We start from the raw sequence: 17105 nt of genomic DNA on the forward strand, positions 1-17105 counted from the left end.
TCACTCCTGTGCGGGTTCGGTGTCGGCGGCTTTCGGCGCCGCGCCCAGCGATTGCAGCAAGGCGGGATCCTTGATCGCCTGCGCGATCAGCTTCTCTGCGCCCGACTTGCCATCGAGATAAGTGCCGAGGTTGGCGAGCTGCGTGCGCGCCTCGAGCAGCTTCGCGAGCGAGTCGACCTTGCGCGCCACTTCGGCGGGCGAAAAATCGTCCATGCCTTCGAAGGTGATATCGACCGCCAGATTGCCTTCGCCCGTCAGCGTGTTGGGCACGCTGAAGTTCACCCGCGGCTTCATCGACTGCATGCGGCTGTCGAAGTTATCGACGTCCACTTCCACTGCCTTGCGCGCTTCGAGCGGCGGAAGATCGCCGGCATTGGCGCCTGACAGATCCGACATCACACCCATCACGAACGGGATCTGCACTTTTTTCTGCGCGCCGTACAGCTCCACGTCGTACTCGATCTGTACGCGTGGCGCGCGATTGCGCGCGATGAATTTCTGACTGCTCTGTCTCGTTGCCATGCGCTGATTTCCTCTGGTATCCGTAGGGTTTCGTGAATCCGGCGATGCGTCTTACGAGCCTGCACTCGACTTGCCGCGTTGCAGACGCGTCGTCCATGCACCCAGAACAGCGCAGCATCGCGATCTATTCCACGTCTGTCGAAACTGTTGCGTTCATGTTCCAGATCACACTCGCCGCCGTCTGCGCAAATCAGAACAGCCCAGCCGGGCAGATATTCCGTTGTGTCGTGGACTGGATCTTTTCGTGCGTGCGTCACGCAGAGACAGGCTCACCATATGGGACACGCGAAGGCGAGTTTGTGATCATCGAAACCCTGGAATAAACCCGCGAGCCGGCTGTTCTGTTGATACTCGCGCGATATAACGCGCCGTATTCACCGCGCTTCGCCAATTGAAACGCTCAACCAGGCTCATCCGGATGATCTTCGGACTTTTCAAGCGGTCTGTACCGTTCGCCTTGCTGCTGCTTGCACCCTATGCCAATGCGGCGTGGACGCTCGTGCAGGCCGATGCGCCCGTCACCGTCATTCATGAGACGGGGCGTTATAAGGCAGATGTCGGGCAGCGCTTTGCGCTTGACGATATGGTCGAAACGCCGACGAGCGCAGGCGTGCAGATCCAGGACGACGCGGGCAATAGCGTGGCGCTGGGTCATGGCACTCGCGTGATGCTGATGCGCGACGCGCATATCGCGGTGCTCGGCGGCTGGCTGAAGGTGCTGCACGCGTGCGACGCAGACACGGCGAATTGCGCCGCGCCTGTGATCGACACCGCGCGCACGCGATTCACGCCCTCGAACGATACCGTGCTGGTCATCGCGGCAACGGCAACGAATTATCGGAGTGCCAATGAGCAGATCGCGCACGCGCAAGACCGCGACGCAGTGTTCTGTGAGAGCGGCGCGGCCAGCATTCTCGGCATCGGCGCTTCGCACGGCAATGTTGCGCCGCTCAAGCTCGATGCGCATCGCTTCGCCATGCATCCCGCGGCGAGCGACACGATTGCCGTGACAGCAGGCCCTGATCCCGCTTTCGTCGCCGCGATGCCCGTTACATTCCGCGACGCGTTGCGTGTGCTGCCGATGCCGGCCCATCCACGCAACGAGCCGCCGGGCAGCATCCGACCGGTCGCTTACGACGACGTATCGGACTGGCTCGACAGCGAACTCGCGGTGCGCAGGGATCCATCGACGCGTTTCTCTTCACGCTTTCGCGCGCGCCTGACCGATTCCGCGTTTCGCCGCGCAGTCGTGCAGCGCATTCGCGATTTGCCGGACTGGCATGCGCTGGTCTTTCCGCCGCCACCGCGTGCCGTGATACGGAGCCCCGCAATCCAGACCGGTTCCGTCTACGGTTCCGCTTACCGTTCCGCTTACCGTTCCCCTTACCCATCCGCTCCGGTTCGCCCATGAAGCTGTCACTCGCCATCAAGTTCAATCTCGTGTTCATCGCGATCTTCGCGATCGGACTGACCGCCATCGGATTCGTCGCGGATCGTGTGTTGCAACAGCAGGCGCTCGACGAAACGCGTCACGATGCGGACGTGCTTCTGAACGCCGCCAGCGCGATGCAGAACTACACGGCGCAACACATCACGCCGCTGCTCGCGACGCAGATCAAATATTCGTTCGTGCCCGAGTCGGTGCCGGCGTACTCGGCGATCGAAATGCTGAACTCGTTGCAGAGCGCGTTTCCGAACTTCTCGTACAAGTCGGCGATGCTCAATCCGACCAACCCGCGCGACCGGCCAAGCGACTGGGAAAGCGAAGTGATCGCTCATCTGCACGACCATCCGGAATTGAAACAGGCCACCGGACAGCGTCATACGCCGGGCGGCGAGCAGTTGCTGTTTCTCGCCCATCCAAGCCGCATTACCGACGCCGCGTGCATGCAATGTCACAGCACGCCGTCCGCGGCGCCGCACACGATGATCGACAAGTACGGGCCGGCCAATGGTTTCGGCTGGACCATGAACGACGTGATCGGCGCAGAGTTCGTGTCGGTGCCGATGTCGGAGTCGATCGCGCGCGGCCGTGCGGTATGGCGCAGCCTGATGGTCTCACTGACCGCTGTATTCGCGGTGGTGCTCGTCGTGCTGAACGCGATGGTGCACTTCCTCGTCACGCGGCGTTTGCAGATGTTGTCGCGCGCCGCGGACGAGGTGAGTCTCGGCAAACTCGGCGACGTCGAACTGCCGGCCGGCGGCAGCGATGAAATAGCGTCGCTCGCGGTGTCGTTCGGACGGATGCGCACGAGCCTCGTCGCAGCGTTCGAGATGATCGAAGAGCGCCAGGCGTAAGCGTGCCGCACACATCGTGGACGACTCCATGACTTCCCGAACCGGCGCGACTCCGCGACAGATCGGCCGCTATCGGGTCGAACGGGTGCTCGGTCGCGGCGCGATGGGCACGGTCTATCTCGCGACCGATCCGCATATCCAGCGCGAGGTGGCGCTAAAAACGATTCGCACCCCGTCACTGAACGACGGACAAGGCACGGCGGAGCCATCCGGTGCGGAGCTGACCGCACGCTTTCTCAACGAAGCGCGCGCTGCCGGCCGTCTCGTGCATCCGCATATCGTCGGCGTGTTCGACTATGGCGAGGCGCAAGGCGTCGCGTTCATCGCGCTCGAATACGTACGCGGCGAGAACCTCGCGCAACGGCTCGCGCAGCACGCCCGCGATGGCAGCATGATGCCGTTGCTCGATGCGCTCACGTGGTTCGCGCAACTGCTCGATGCACTCGCTTATGCGCACGAACTCGGCGTGATCCATCGCGACATCAAGCCCGCCAACCTGCTGATCGCGCCGCGCGGCGAATGCAAGGTGACCGACTTCGGCATCGCACAGCTCGATACAGGACGCCTGACGCAGGCCGGCATGATGATCGGCACGCCAAGCTACATGTCGCCGGAGCAGTATGCAGGCGCGGAGATCGACGCACGCAGCGACCTGTTTTCCGCCGGCGTCGTTCTGTACGAGATGCTGAGCGGGCAATGCCCGTTTAGCGGCGCGCCAGCCGCCGTGATGCATCAGGTGATGAACGAGATGCCGCCGCCCCCATCGACGCATGTCACAAGCCTGCCCGCCGAACTCGATGCCATGGTGCTGAAGGCGCTCGCCAAACGGCCGGACGACCGCTATGCGTCCGCGCAAAGCTGGCGCAACGCGTTGTTGACGCTGCACGACTCGTTCATGGCGCGGCTCGATCCCGACCATACCGTCGTGCGCGCGCAACCGTTGCGCCAGGCGCTTGCGCCAGCGGCAGGGGCTGCCAGACCAGACTGGCCACCCGAGTTTCTGGCCCAGCTGGAGCAACGGCTCGCCAGCCACGTCGGCCCCATTGCCTCGCTGCTCGTGCGGCGCGCCGCATCGCATGCGACCGACTCGCAAACACTGGCGGCTCAGCTTGCGCGCCATTTGTCCAACGACGCCGCTCGTCGTGAGTTCGATACGCTGCTCAAGCAGCACGTGATCGCTTCGGGCGATGACTCGAAGCGCGGTACGCTGCCCATCGAATCGACATCCGCGGCGTGCATGCCGCTCGATGCCGAGCACGTCGAGGCCGCTGCGCGGCGGCTCGCATCGCACGTCGGACCGTTCGCACACGTGATCGCGGAGCGGGCCGCGCGTGGCGCGGACGCAGCGACCTTCCGTGCGCGACTGGCCGACGCGCTGCCGGCGTCGGTGGATCGCGAGGCTTTTTTGCGTGCCTTCGACGACCCGCCACCCTGAATCTCCCGGCTCGCGCCGCCGATCGATCGTCAGGCGGCCGCGATCAGGCGATCGATCCGTAACCGCAGCGCTACGGGCAATGCGGGCAAGCTTTGCCGGCCAACGATCTCAGTGTATGGAAACTTCGATGCCATCAGCCATATCACGCGATTCGCAATATCGACGGACTCGTGCATCGCTCGCTCTATGTCGGCCGCGCGTGCGTGAGCCAACGTACGATCGACATAAGCAAGCAGGTCGGCGTCGTCGATCGTCATCGCCCGACTTCGACCCGAGGCGGAGCCGAACGTGCGGCCGGTCCCGCGCCGCTGTCGAAGCGCGCGCCAATGCTTTGCCGCGCGCGCGACAGGCGGCTCATGATCGTGCCGATCGGAACATCGAGCACCTGCGCGGCTTCGGCGTAACTCAATCCTTCGAACGCGACGAGCAGCATCACCACGCGCTGAGCCTCGGGCAAGCGCCCGACGGCGGCGATGATCTCACGGCTCAGCAGCACATCTTCGGGAGAACGCGCGGCAGGATCGGAGACGGCTAGCAATGCGTCATCCCACTCGACACTCGCCCGGCCTCGTACGCTGCGTGCCCGCAATTCGTTGAGCCACGTGGAATGGATGATCGAGAACATCCAGCTGAGCGGCGCCGTGCCGGGCTGCAGTTGATGCGCCCGTTCGAGTCCGCGTACGCACGAACGTTGCAGCAGGTCTTCGGCGTCGTGCTGATTGCCGGACAGGCGCAACGAGAAAGCCCACAATCTGGGCAGCATTCCGGGTAAAAGATCCGACAAACTCTCAACGACAGTGGTGGACATGGTTGAGTGGCCAATTTCGAGTAGAGCCCTTGAACGACGGCTCGACGTGCCGCTTGAGGATCACGTCGTAACACCGGTCACATCAGGAACAAGGCCAGACAGAATTTCTCTGGACCGGTTGATTGGTCTCTTCGCCGAGCAGAGGTTTGGCGGATCTGACGCCACCTCTTTATCTGGGACCGTTGCATGGAGTTCGTCAACGGCTTGAACGCGGATACTTGCAGAATTGCCAAAGGCAGCGCCGCTCCATTTCGATTTTGTCCTAACGCGTGCGCAGGGCATCTTTATCCAAAAACCACTGTTGCGACCAATCGTTTGTGGCTATGACCTCGATTACGAATCACGGCTCACGGCTCGCCGTTTACTGAATAGAGCGAAACAACGACCAGCGAGGTCATCGTTTCGTTTCACTACGACTCTCCTGTCATACCCCGTCACGCAAAAACCGGCAGATCTTGACTCCGGACGCCGTCACGCGGAATGGCCCGCACTGCGATCAGATCGCGCCGCGCTTATGTACGCGCATCCCTCGGCTTCGCATCAGGCGCATCGTTAAGCGCGAACAACGCGTCCACGCTCCTGTTCGAGATCCGCTGTGCGATCGACTGGAGATCGGTTGAGTCCGGTTTGCCGATCAGCGCATAGACAAGATCGTTCTGCCGCCACGATACGACGGTCATGCCGTTCAACTGCTGTTGCGCGATCGCCTGGTCCGGTCGCGCGTCCTTCATCACACACAGCGCAACCGGCGCGCCGTGGTCGGGCAGATAGACGATCTGGACCAGCGGCTTGTCGTTGAAGCGCAGGCGCGCGACTGCCTTGAACGACAGCCCCGCCTCCCGCAAATCCGGCACACGCAATGCAATGCCGTCGACGTACCGGATCGCCGTGACGGTCTTCGCCGACGCGCCGAGGTCGGGCGTGATGTCGGCAACGGTATCGCGTGTATAGAGCCGTTGATAGCCCACCGCTGCATGGATCCACGACGTCGCGTCGTTCGACGCGACAATCGCGCCGCCACTGCCGGGCACGCCCAGCCATGCAGGTCCGAGCCGCATCGCGAGGCCCGCGCAAAACGCGCCGGCGACAAATGCCGCGGCAAGCCACAGCCGCGCCTGCGGCTTTCTTGCGGGTATCGGCTGATGGGATGCGTGATTCGATTCGTCGCGCCGTGCGGCGCTCGCCATTGCTTCGATACGGCGCTGCAATTCGCCCGGTAAAGGCGGTAGCTTCTGCGTTGCAAACGCCTCGCGATAAGGGAGCTGCGACGCGCGCAGCAAATCGACGCTTTCCTGCAACTCAGGCGAAACGGCGAGTTCCTTTTCGATCGATGCCGCCTCGGACGGGTCGAGTTCGCCATCGACATACGCGATCAATTTACTGTCGTCGGGTCTCATAGGACGATAGGCTTAAAGGAGGTTGAGCGCGATCAGCATTCGCCTGCAAGGCGCAGGCGGGCACCGCCCGTTCGTCATCAAATTCTATGATAACCGTAGTTGCGCGTTGTTCGCAGGTCGTACGCAGCGCGCGGATGCAGCGTGGATCACTGGCCAGGACTTGCTATTGCCAACCGTTTTCTCAGGCGTCGCTCCCGAAACCTCGCGGTAGAGACGACATTCAATGACCATTCGATCCGGCAACGGCCTCCTCCCGAGTTCGGCGATTGAACGATACGCTATACGTCGACGACCGCGCGGCCAGCAACGGATCGGCGGATGGCGCGATGCCATCGGGCAGGATGGTCGGATTGAACGCGATGTCGCGACAGGGACCATCGATCTGCGCCTGCGCGCGATCGATGACGATCGTGCCCACGTCGACCCGCTCGCGTTGCGGTGAGTCGATCCATTGCCGCGTCGAGTCGTCGATCGGATCGCCGGGCATCGCGACGTTCAGCACCAGATGCCAGCGCAATGGCCCCTTCGCGAGTTGCGTCATCAGAGCGTGCGACAGAAAGTCTGGATCGCTTTGCGCGCGTGCTTCGACAGGACGCCAGGGACTGTCCGGCACCACCTCCCAACGCACGAAACGCTTCGCGCCCTGCGCATCCGTAGTCTGGAACGAACTGATACCGAAATAGGCCGCGTTGTCGAAGCGGGACGATGGCGGGTGCAAGCGGACCCATTCGAGAAACGCGCGGGCCTCAGGATGGCCGTCGAGAAACGCCTGCATTTTTGCGGGGTTCGCCTGACCGGTGTGCGGATCCAGCGCTTCCGCCTGAAGCTGTTCGAATAGCGCCTGCGGCGTGCGCACCGCGAAAATCGGCGTCGAATTCATCGCGAGACGCCATTGCTCGCCGCGCGGCAGCGCGATCAGCAACGCGAAGCTGCGCACCAGGGCTTCGCCGTCGTCTTGTTGCGGATTGCCGCCGGGCCTCGACAGTCGCCCGACGACGGCGTAGCTGCCGCGTTCGAACACGCTTGCGCGCGATACCGACGCGCCGTTGCCGTTGCTGTCGAAGTGTCCGGTGATGCAGATGCCCTTCGCGTGGTTGCGCCGGAAGCCCGGGTGCGGCGTCGTCGTCGCTTCGAATGCATCGACGATCCGCTGCGAAGTCAGGCGCGGCGGGAACCATCCGGCGCACCAGACGAACAGCGCCAGCAGTAACATAGGCGCCGCGAAAACCGCGAGCCAGCGCAGCAGCAAGCCATGGCCTCGCTGGTGATCAGCCCGACCGGGCATCGTCATGCGCGTCCGTGCGGCCGATGGTGGTCGACACCTGGCCGTCGTAAAGGCGTTTGCCGAGTGCTTCGAGATCGACGCCGCCGTGCTCGCCGATCAGCGCATAACCGAGTTGGCCGCGCCGCCACGCCACCACGTCCATGCCGCCGACGCGATCGCGCGCGGGCGCCGCGTCGGCCTTCGCTTCTTTCAGCACGCATAACGCGACGGGGCCGCCATGCTCCGGCAAGTAGACGATCTGCACGAGCGGTTTGCCACGAAATCTCAGGCGCTGCACGCGCTTGAACGAGAGCCCTTGACTGCGCAGGTCGGGAATCTGCAACGCCAGATTGTCGTATTGACGAATATTGGCGGCGGTGGCGGCGGTCGCGCGCATGTCGGGTTGCAACGAGGCGACGGTGTCGCGTGTGTAAAGCTGCTGATAGCCGGCCGCCGCCGCGATCCACGGCGACACGCCCGGATCATTCGATGCCGTCGTGATGGCGCCGCCACCGGTCAGTTGCGGCAACAGACGGAACGCGATGCCGCAGGAGAACACGCCCGCGACGAACGCCACCGCCAGCCACGGCAATGATGCGCGCGGCTTCAGCCGATGCACATTGCCACCGGACGGGATCGATGACTCACCGCTGGTCGCGGTATCGATTGCGTCGGCGGCATTGACCGCGCCTTGTGCCGACGCACCTGCCAGATGCTGTCGAATCAGTTCGTCGACTTTGCGGCGCAACGTCTCCGGTACCGGCGGCAAAGCCTGCTGGCTGAACGCTTCCGCGTACGGCAATTGCGAGGCCCGCAGCATCGACAGGCGCGATGCCACGTCGTCCGACTTGCCGATCGCGCTCTCGACATGTGCGCGTTCGTCGGGCGGCAATTCTCCGTCGACGTACGCTAACAGGGTGGTGTCGTCGATCGTCATCACACTTCTCGCTCGCTGCTGGATGAGCGCGCCGCCGTGGCTTCACGATTACCGAATTGCGCCCCAAGGGTCTGCCGCGCGCGGGACAGGCGGCTCATGATCGTGCCGATCGGCACGTCGAGCGCCTTGGCGGCCTCGGCGTAACTCAGGCCCTCGACGGCCACGAGCAGCATGACGGTCCGTTGTGCCTCGGGCAGACGGTTGACGGCCGCGATGATCTCGCCATTCAGCAGGTTCTCTTCCGGCGTGCGCGCATCGGGATCAGCAACGGTCTGCAGAAAATCGTCGTCCCATTCCATGCTCGAGCGGTTGCGCACGTTGCGCGCTCTCAGCTCGTTGATCCAGGTGGAATGAACGATCGAAAACATCCAGCTCAGAGGAGAAGTGCCTGGCTGCAATTGATGGGCGCGTTCGAGTCCGCGGACACAGGCACGCTGGACGAGATCCTCGGCGTCGTGATGGTTGCCGCACAGGCGCAGCGAGAACGCCCATAATCGCGGCAGCATTCCCGGCAGTTGACTGGGCAGACTCTCAACCTCTGCTGTTGGCATGATTGACTGGCTAATGGCGGCTTGATGGCGGCCGGGCGTGGCGGCTAACGACTGGCCAATTCCGGCTGGTGTCCCCAAGCCGTATTGTGCAACGTTCGCAAAATGTTTGCTGACGCGCGGCAATCGGCTCGCAAACATCATCCGCGGGCAATGAGCGTCAGATCGGCGAAGCACGCGCGCCGTCTTTGACGGTCGCGTCGGCATTCGACGCGCCTTCCTCCGCTTACTTCATGATCCATGGTCGCCGGTGTCCTCACCGGCGCCAATGTGTTGTGGAAATTGCCCTACCAGCGAGGGTTTTTTGTTTTGCGCGGTCCGATCTATACCGCTGGCATCGGCGATTTTTGCGTGGCGGCCTCGATGCTGGGCTTAAACGACATTTTCTGGCTATCGGCGGTGATCTTTATCGCGATCATTCCGCTGATCTGGCTGACCAAACCGCCAGGCACGGCAGGACCGGGATGGTCGTGGGCCAAGTCAGTCCAGCCAGCCGCGCAGCCGCGCGTGATCGAGAAAGCGGTAGACGTCGGGTGCAAGTTCGGACGTGCCGAAAAGCCGTTCGAGTTCGCCGATGATGTCGTCGAGCTCGTGTTCTCCGTCGCAACGCGCGAGGATCGCGCCGGCGCTAGTGTTGAGCTTCACCATCCCTTCGGGATAGAGCAGCACGTAGGCGTCCTGCGCCACTTCCCACTGCAGGCGGAAGACGCTCCGCAGGCGGGGGCGCAGCGGCACGCCGCTATCCGCGTCACGCGTGTTCATAGGGGCCAGGCCTTTTCGAGCGCATCGAGGATCGACCAGAGAATATCGAGTTTGAACCGCAGGAGATCGAGCGCGCGCTGCTGCGCCTCGGGCGTGCCCGGCGAGGCGAGCGCCGCCCGCGGCGCCACTACGGCACTGCGGGCGGTACGCCGCAGCCCGCTCAGCGATTGGCGATATACATCGTGACTTCAAAGCCGAAACGCACCTCGGCGTACGACGGGGTAATCCATTGCATGGCATGTCTCCTTGTTTGCGATGGGACGGAAGAACCGCACTCGATGCGCGGCCGTTCCCTTCAAAGCAAAGGACATGCCGATGTCGCCACGCGAGGCTCGTTTGGCTCACGCACAAGCCTTCGCCTGGATATGGGCACCGACATCGTCAATTCGCTGACGTAAGCGGGACAAACGCGTCGCCATACGACGCGTTCGGGAGATGGGCAGTGTTGATTTTTGGAGCACCACTGCTGCGGGATGCAACAACGGTGTGACAGCACGTGGGCGAAACAGAAGTGCTGATGAAAGCGGCGCGGTGGGGTTCAGAAGTCGTCCACCTCACGATCCGGCTCGACCGCGGGCATCTTGCGATAGATCGTGTTGCGCGACACGCCGAGCTCGCGCGCGGCCGCCGAAACGTTGCCGCCATGCCGCGCGAGCGCGGCGGCAATCACCGACACGGTCACGTCCTGCAGGCGCGCGCACTCCGGCGCGAACGCATTGCCCGAGCCCGGCGTATCCGCCGCGCCGCTCGACGAAACGCCGCAGCGCAGATCATCGAAGAAGTCATCGGGCAAATGCTCGCGCCGGATCTCGCCGTCCGCGTCGACCATGGCCGCCGCGGTGCGCAGCAGGTTGCCAAGCTGCCTGAAGTTGCCCGGCCATGGACAGCGCTCGAACATCGCCATGACATCGGGTGCGACGTGAAGCGGCCGTCCCCTCGCGCTGGCGATCGATTCGCGCAGCAACATCTTCTGGATCACGACCGCGAGGTCGGTACGGTCGCGCAGCCGCGGCAGACGCACCACGAGGCCATTGAGCCGGTAGTAGAGATCCTCGCGGAAGCGGTTTTGCGCGATCATCTCGCGCAAGTCCCGGTGCGTCGCGCAGATGATCGCGACGTCCACCGCAATGCTCCTCGTCGAGCCGAGCGGGTTGACGACGCGTTCCTGCAGCACGCGCAGCAGCCGCACTTGCAGCGAGTACGGCATGTCGCCGATCTCGTCGAGAAACAGCGTGCCGCCGTTTGCCTGCAGCAGCTTGCCGATCGCGCCTTTGCGCCGCGCCCCGGTGAATGCGCCCTCCTCGTAGCCGAACAGTTCGGATTCGATCAGCGTCTCGGGAATCGAAGCACAGTTGACCGCCATGAACGGCCCGGCGCAGCGCGGCGAATCGTTGTGGATCGCCTGCGCGAGCAGTTCCTTGCCCGTGCCGGTCTCCCCATTGATCAGGATCGGAATGTCCTTGCCGATCACCCTCCTGAGCTTCGCAATGACCGCGGCGACCTGCGGGTCACCCGTGTCGAGATAGCTCAGACGCGAGAGTCCGGCGGCCGCCTGCGGCGGCTCCTCGCGCGCCACCGCGCGGGCGCCGTCGTGCACGGCGACCGGGCGGCTGCCCTCGGCAAGCGACGCCCGCCTGAACTGCACGCGCGCGCAGACGACCGCGCCGCTGCTCAGGTTGAGCATCAGGTGCGGCTCGAGGCTCACGCGCGCGCGATCGATCAGTTGCGCGCTCGTGGCCTGGAACAGCGACGACAGCGTATGCGCGCGCAGCCCGGCGAGCGACATACCGAGCTGGAACTGGGCACTGCGGTTGGCCGACAGAAAGCGTCCGTCGCTCGTGAACGCCACGATGCCTTCCATCAGCGTGCCCAGAAACTCCGGACGACTATGGAAGGACACTTGCAGCGTTTCGTGAAAGGTGGTCGTAAAGAGATGATTCTCGATCATCTGCACCGACATTTTGGCGAGCGCCATCGTGTGCTGATGGTAGCTGCGGTAGTCGCCCGTCACGTCGAGCACCCCGATCGCGTCGCCATACGGATCGAGAATCGGCACGCTCGAGCAGGTCAGGAAGCGGTTTGCCGCCAGGTAGTGCTGGTCGCCGTGCACGACCATCGCGCAGCGCTCGGCCAGCGCCGTACCGATCGCATTGGTGCCCTGGCGGTCCTCGGCCCAGTTCGCGCCGGGCCGCAGCGCGACTTTCTCCGCGCGCGCGAGGAAGTCGTCGTCGCCGATCGAATGCAGGATCAGCCCTTCGGCATTGGTCAGCACGATCATGCTTTGCGTGTCGGCGATCTGCTCGTGCAGCGACTCCATCACCGGCATCGCATGCGCGCACAACACCCGGTTCTGCTCGCGTTTGAGCACGAGACCCGCGTTCGAAAGAACCTCGTATTCCGGCCGCGCCGACGCGCACAGACCAAACGTTTCGGAGCGTTCGTGCGCTTTCTGAATTGCCGGCACGGGAAAGTCATTGGACCGTATGGCAGTCTGAGCCACGGCCCGGTGAACGTCATCGCGCATTGTCTCCCTCCTGGAAAGCCTGGTACCTTGCCGGACTTTTCTCCGTCCTCTTAAGCAAGCTCCGGGCCATCCATTTCAGCGACAGCTTCGCCCGCGATCCTGGCGTCGCCCTCGACCCGAGCGATGCGCGCCAGCGCTGCAACTGTCCTGTTTCTCAACACTCCATCGCCCGGCGTTGTACCGGGACGCAACACATGGAGCGCCCTGCGCGCGATATGTGCCGCCGCACGTTTCAGGCGTGCCACCCTTTCGGACTCGCCCACAAAAATGGCATGTGACTTGCAGTAACGGCACCGCAACCGGATCGACACGGAACAAAGGGGCGACGCCTCTCCCGGCACTGCATCGACAAACACTCAGGAGACGACCATGAAGAACCGTTCGCCCGCCGCAGGCCGGCTGGCTGTCCTTGGAGCGAGCATCGCGATCGCGATGGCACTGAACGTGGCTGCGGTGCACGCCGCCCCGGACTACCCCGCCGTGACCTACGAGCGCCTCGCTCAAGCACAGAGCGACCCGGGCTGGCTCACCTACTACCGCAGCTATAGCGGCCAGTCACATTCGCCACTGAAGCAGATCGATGCATCGAATGTCGCCAGGCTCAAGGAGGCCTGGAGCTATCAGTTCCCCGCGGAACTCAAGCAAGGCTTCGAAGCAACCCCGATCGTCAACGGCGGCTACCTTTTCGTCAGCACGCCGAAAGACAACGTCTACGCATTCGATGTCAAGAGCGGCACGAAGCTCTGGAAATACGAGCCGAAGCTCGGCGCGGAATCGTTCAAGACCGCATGCTGCGACGTAGTGAATCGCGGCGTCGCGCTGTATGGCAAGAACGTCTACGTGGCCATGCTGAGCGGCGAGGTAGCCGCGATCGACGCGCAGAGCGGCAATGTCGTGTGGAAGAAGCAGATGTTCGAACCGGGTCTCGGCTACGCGTTCTCGCTCGCGCCGCTCGCGCTCGACGGCGCGATCGTGGTCGGTACATCAGGCGGCGAGTATGGGATTCGCGGCTATATCGCCGCACTCGATCCCGACGACGGCTCGATCATCTGGAAGCGCTATACGATCCCGAATGCCGGCGACAAGGGCGGCGATACGTGGCCCGACGGCATGCAGGAACATGGCGGCGGCGCGGCGTGGCTGACCGGCACCTACGACGCCGCCACGCGGACGCTGTACTGGGGCGTCGGCAATCCGGGACCGTGGCTCGCCGCGCTGCGTCCCGGCGACAATCTGTACTCCGATTCCCTGCTCGCGCTCGATCCGAAGAACGGCGACCTGAAGTGGCACTATCAGTACACGAGTAACGACACGTGGGACTACGACGGCGTCAACACGCCGGTTCTTGCCAACATCAGCTACAAGGGCAAGCAGTATGACGCCATCATCCATGCCGACCGCAACGGTTTCTTCCACGCGATCGACCGCAAGACCGGCAAGCTGATCTACGCGGAGCCGTTCGTCAAGGCGCTGTCGGTGACGGGCTATACCGCCGACGGCAAACCAGTTCAGGACGCCAGCCGGTTTCCCAAGGCCGGCACGACGATCAACACCTGTCCGAGCTTTCTCGGCGGCAAGAACTGGTGGTCGACTTCCTACGATCCCGAGCGGCACATCGCGGTGGTGCCCTCGCTGCATGCGTGCATGAGCCTGTCCGGCAAGTCGGTCAGCTACATGGAGGGTCTGCCCTACCTCGGCGAAGGCTTCGAGATCCAGCCTGAACCGGGCAGCCAGGGTTATGGCGAGCTTCAGGCCATCGATGTCAATACGGGCAAGAAGCTGTGGGGTCACTGGACCAGGATGCCCTGGAACGGTGGCGTCGCCACCACGGCCAGCGGCCTCGCCTTCAGCGGCTCGCTCGACGGCCATCTGTACGCGTTCGACGTGACGACGGGCAAGGTGCTGTGGGAGAGCCCGCAACTCGCGAGCGGCATCGTCGCGCAACCTTCCGTGTTCGAAGTCGACGGCAAGGAATACGTGGCCGTGCTCGCGGGCTACGGCGGTGCGAATCCGATCTGGGGCGGCCCGATGGCCGACGTCGCGAAGGACGTTCCGCGCGGCGGCACGCTGTACGTGTTCGCGCTCGATCGCAGCTAGGCGCAGCCACCGCACCCGCATCGTTCTGCCCATCCGACCTTCGCAGCTGTATCTTTCCGTGCCCGCACGCAGCCCATGCGGGCGCGGTGTTCCCGCCATCACAGGAACGCACCATCATGAACATTCGATTCACTCACCTTGCTCTCGCCAGCGCGCTCGTCGCCGGCGCCGCACATGTTGCCGCCCAGGCGGCCGCGCGGACGTCTTCCAGCGTCCGCGTGTGCACGATGCCCAGCAGCCCTTCGGCCGAGCTGGACAAGTCCGTTGCACGCGCGGTGTTGAGCGCGGCGGGCATTACCGCGACATTCGCGCCGCGCGGCATCGACGACGACGGCGGCGACGACGGCATCTCCGCTCGCGAGCTCTCGACATCGCTGCAGCGCAACTGCGACGTGATCGCGGGCTTTCCGCGTTCGAGCGTGGCCGACGGCTCCGACTCGCACCTGCTCTTTTCCGACAGCTATCTGCACTCCGGTTACGTCAGCGTCACGCTGCGCGGCGCCCATGCGGCCAACACCCCCGTCGCGGCGCCGGACGGCAAGATCACCATTGCCGCCACCTGGTCGAGCCCGTCGCAACTGATCGCGGTCCAGCAGAAAAACGCGCGCTTCGATCTGGAAACCACCTCCGAGCTGACCGTCGACGCCCTCGCGAAAGGGCGCGCCCAGCGCGCGATCGTCTGGTACCCGGCCGTGGTGGCGTATCGGCATGCGCACCCGCAGCAGCACTTCGAGGTTGCCGTCGCCGAGTCGCCCTATGCCGACTGGAATCTGGTGTTCGCGTCGGGGCCCGACACGCAGCCGCTGCAAAAGCGCATCGATGACGCGCTCACGCGTCTGCGCAGCGATGGCCGGCTCGCAGCGCTCACGCGCAACTGGGCGCTGCCAACCACCCTCGCGAGCGGTTCGGCGACCGCGGCCAGCACTCACGCGAATCTCGCGCGCTATCTCGACGGCCCGACCCAGGCGCCGCCGCGTGCGGACCTATGGCGCGTGGGCGGCATGCCCGCCGCCGGCGGCTTCATCAAGGTTGCGGCGACGACCGAGACACCGTCGTTCGATCACGATCAGGTCACCCACGGTGAACATCTGTATGCGGATTCGTGTGCGAAATGCCACGGCGAGAAGCTCGAAGGCAACACCGCGCCGTCGTTGATCGGACCGGCCTTCGCGCCAGCGGCGAACTCGCATCTGACGATCGGCGGCATTTACCAGTACATGTCGACCAACATGCCCGCGGACCATCCCGGCAAGATGAGCGACGAGGAGTACGCCGATCTGATGGCCTTCCTGCTCTATACGAATGGCTACGACACCGGCAGCGCGAAGCTGACCGCGCAAGCCGCGCAATCCTCGACCACACCGCTGAACGCCGGACCGCGCCACTAACACGTTGCTTCGCACCGCATTACGACGCCACGCCGCTTCAAGCGAATGCGGCATGGACGACCCATTTCTTTTCTCAGGGCATCATCATGGTCTCTCACAACCGCAGACACTTCATTCTCCAGGCCGCGGGCCTGTGTGCCGCGCTCGCCAGCGCCGACCTCGCGTTAGCCGCGCCGCCCGCCGTCGATGAAAACGACGCCACGCCCAACTCGCTCGGCTATCGTGCGAAAGCGAGCAGCGTCGACGCCGCGAAGTTCCCCAAGTACCACGCGGGCCAGAACTGCGCGAACTGTCGTTTCTACACTGGCGCAGCGGGCGACTCCGCCGGACCGTGCCCGATGTTCCCGGGCAAATCCGTTTCGGCCGACGGCTGGTGCAACGTCTATGCGCCACGCGTTTGAGCGCTGGTCCGTGGGTGCGCCGCCAGGCGGCGCACGCACGATGGCCGCGGCCGATGCCGTGATCGGTCCGTCGGACGGGGACGCGTCGGCCCCCCTTCAGGCGCTGATCGAACTCGGCCTCACGCGTGGCTTCCTCACCCGCGGCGACATCGTCGACGCCCTCCCGCAGCATGCAGCCGACGACGCTCCAATCGCAGCGGCAACGGTGACGCTGCGCGAGTTGGGCATCGCCGTGCGCGAAGCCGCCGCTACGCAAGCGGCATGGGCGCCCGAACGGCATTTTGCGAACGCTGACGCCGTGCCGGGCGCGCCCGTCGATCCGCTCATGGGCCACACGAGCGATCGGGTGAAACCGTACCTGCGCGAAATGGGAACGAGACCGCTGCTCGAGCGCCTCGAACGCGCGGTACAGTAAGCGCGAACGTCGTCGGGATCCATCACACGTTCTGACGCCGTCTCCGGTCGGATGATGCTGCGTCGCAGCCGCGGCGGTGTCGTTCATCGGTCTCGCCGCTTCGCTTGCCCTCGCGCCAGAGACGTGCTCGCTGAGCCGGCAAGAGGCGGCATCGCTGAATCACTAACCCGCTCACCGGCGTGGGGGGGGGGGGGGGGGGCCCCCCCCCCCCCCCCCCCACCCCCCCCACCCCACCCCCCCCCCCCCCCCCCAAAAAATCGAAGGCACCAACAAACCCCCACAACACCCCGGGCCCCCCCCCCCGCCCAA

19 protein-coding genes are annotated in these 17105 nt (G+C 64.3%); 7 read left to right on the forward strand and 12 right to left on the reverse strand.

Annotation, left to right across the window (positions count from 1 at the left end):
• Complete coding sequence (tssB, locus tag HDG32_RS05500; protein ID WP_184064122.1) at positions 1 to 522, reverse strand: type VI secretion system contractile sheath small subunit; 522 nt, start codon at positions 520 to 522, stop codon at positions 1 to 3.
• Between the two features lie 418 nt (positions 523 to 940).
• On the opposite strand from tssB, the gene HDG32_RS05505 reads away from it, so the two are divergent.
• The 3 genes from HDG32_RS05505 to HDG32_RS05515 are packed head-to-tail and all read left to right on the forward strand — an operon-like array spanning position 941 to position 4255.
• Entirely contained in the window at positions 941 to 1933 is a 993-nt protein-coding gene (locus tag HDG32_RS05505) for a hypothetical protein (protein ID WP_184064125.1), read from the forward strand.
• Complete coding sequence (locus HDG32_RS05510; protein WP_184064128.1) at positions 1930 to 2820, forward strand: DUF3365 domain-containing protein; 891 nt, start codon at positions 1930 to 1932, stop codon at positions 2818 to 2820. Before HDG32_RS05505 ends, HDG32_RS05510 begins: the two co-directional genes overlap by 4 nt.
• 28 nt (positions 2821 to 2848) lie before the next feature.
• Entirely contained in the window at positions 2849 to 4255 is a 1407-nt protein-coding gene (locus HDG32_RS05515; RefSeq protein ID WP_184064130.1) for a serine/threonine-protein kinase, read from the forward strand.
• Between the two features lie 29 nt (positions 4256 to 4284).
• On the opposite strand, the gene HDG32_RS05520 is transcribed toward HDG32_RS05515, so the two are convergent.
• The 11 genes from HDG32_RS05520 to HDG32_RS05570 form a co-directional block, all read right to left on the reverse strand.
• Positions 4285 to 4512, reverse strand: a complete 228-nt coding sequence (locus tag HDG32_RS05520; protein ID WP_184064133.1) for a hypothetical protein — start codon at positions 4510 to 4512, stop codon at positions 4285 to 4287.
• The gene (locus tag HDG32_RS05525) at positions 4509 to 5063 is read right to left on the reverse strand and encodes an RNA polymerase sigma factor (protein ID WP_184064137.1); all 555 of its coding nucleotides are present in this window, start codon (positions 5061 to 5063) and stop codon (positions 4509 to 4511) included. Before HDG32_RS05525 ends, HDG32_RS05520 begins: the two co-directional genes overlap by 4 nt.
• 512 nt (positions 5064 to 5575) lie before the next feature.
• A complete protein-coding gene (locus tag HDG32_RS05530) occupies positions 5576 to 6460 on the reverse strand; it encodes an anti-sigma factor (protein ID WP_184064140.1) in 885 nt (294 codons plus the stop codon).
• 220 nt (positions 6461 to 6680) lie between these two features.
• Positions 6681 to 7745: a catalase family peroxidase gene (locus HDG32_RS05535; RefSeq protein ID WP_184064202.1), complete on the reverse strand. Its 1065-nt coding sequence runs from the start codon at positions 7743 to 7745 to the stop codon at positions 6681 to 6683.
• Complete coding sequence (locus HDG32_RS05540) at positions 7729 to 8661, reverse strand: anti-sigma factor (protein WP_184064143.1); 933 nt, start codon at positions 8659 to 8661, stop codon at positions 7729 to 7731. Before HDG32_RS05540 ends, HDG32_RS05535 begins: the two co-directional genes overlap by 17 nt.
• Positions 8661 to 9212, reverse strand: a complete 552-nt coding sequence (locus HDG32_RS05545) for an RNA polymerase sigma factor (RefSeq protein WP_184064146.1) — start codon at positions 9210 to 9212, stop codon at positions 8661 to 8663. Before HDG32_RS05545 ends, HDG32_RS05540 begins: the two co-directional genes overlap by 1 nt.
• 320 nt (positions 9213 to 9532) lie before the next feature.
• Entirely contained in the window at positions 9533 to 9688 is a 156-nt protein-coding gene (locus HDG32_RS05550) for a hypothetical protein (protein ID WP_184064149.1), read from the reverse strand.
• A 1-nt stretch (position 9689) separates the two neighbouring features.
• Positions 9690 to 9971, reverse strand: coding sequence for a pyrroloquinoline quinone biosynthesis peptide chaperone PqqD (gene pqqD, locus HDG32_RS05555; protein WP_184064152.1), 282 nt, complete (start codon positions 9969 to 9971; stop codon positions 9690 to 9692).
• A complete protein-coding gene (locus tag HDG32_RS05560; protein ID WP_409340003.1) occupies positions 9968 to 10099 on the reverse strand; it encodes a hypothetical protein in 132 nt (43 codons plus the stop codon). The genes pqqD and HDG32_RS05560 overlap by 4 nt, the downstream gene beginning before the upstream one ends.
• A gap of 32 nt (positions 10100 to 10131) precedes the next feature.
• Entirely contained in the window at positions 10132 to 10206 is a 75-nt protein-coding gene (gene pqqA, locus HDG32_RS37180) for a pyrroloquinoline quinone precursor peptide PqqA (RefSeq protein ID WP_090805708.1), read from the reverse strand.
• Between the two features lie 303 nt (positions 10207 to 10509).
• Positions 10510 to 12495, reverse strand: a complete 1986-nt coding sequence (locus tag HDG32_RS05570; RefSeq protein WP_184064155.1) for a sigma-54-dependent Fis family transcriptional regulator — start codon at positions 12493 to 12495, stop codon at positions 10510 to 10512.
• Between the two features lie 369 nt (positions 12496 to 12864).
• On the opposite strand from HDG32_RS05570, the gene HDG32_RS05575 reads away from it, so the two are divergent.
• From HDG32_RS05575 to HDG32_RS05590, 4 genes are all read left to right on the forward strand, one after another.
• A complete protein-coding gene (locus HDG32_RS05575) occupies positions 12865 to 14592 on the forward strand; it encodes a methanol/ethanol family PQQ-dependent dehydrogenase (protein WP_184064158.1) in 1728 nt (575 codons plus the stop codon).
• Between the two features lie 116 nt (positions 14593 to 14708).
• Positions 14709 to 15980: a c-type cytochrome gene (locus tag HDG32_RS05580; protein ID WP_184064161.1), complete on the forward strand. Its 1272-nt coding sequence runs from the start codon at positions 14709 to 14711 to the stop codon at positions 15978 to 15980.
• Positions 15981 to 16066: 86 nt separating this feature from the next.
• Positions 16067 to 16381, forward strand: a complete 315-nt coding sequence (locus HDG32_RS05585) for a high-potential iron-sulfur protein (RefSeq protein ID WP_184064164.1) — start codon at positions 16067 to 16069, stop codon at positions 16379 to 16381.
• A complete protein-coding gene (locus tag HDG32_RS05590) occupies positions 16365 to 16796 on the forward strand; it encodes an RNA polymerase sigma factor region1.1 domain-containing protein (RefSeq protein WP_184064167.1) in 432 nt (143 codons plus the stop codon). Before HDG32_RS05585 ends, HDG32_RS05590 begins: the two co-directional genes overlap by 17 nt.
• Positions 16797 to 17105 lie beyond the last annotated feature (309 nt).

The sequence above is a fragment of the Paraburkholderia sp. CI2 genome (assembly GCF_014201055.1).
GTDB classification, from domain to species: Bacteria; Pseudomonadota; Gammaproteobacteria; order Burkholderiales; family Burkholderiaceae; genus Paraburkholderia; species Paraburkholderia tuberum.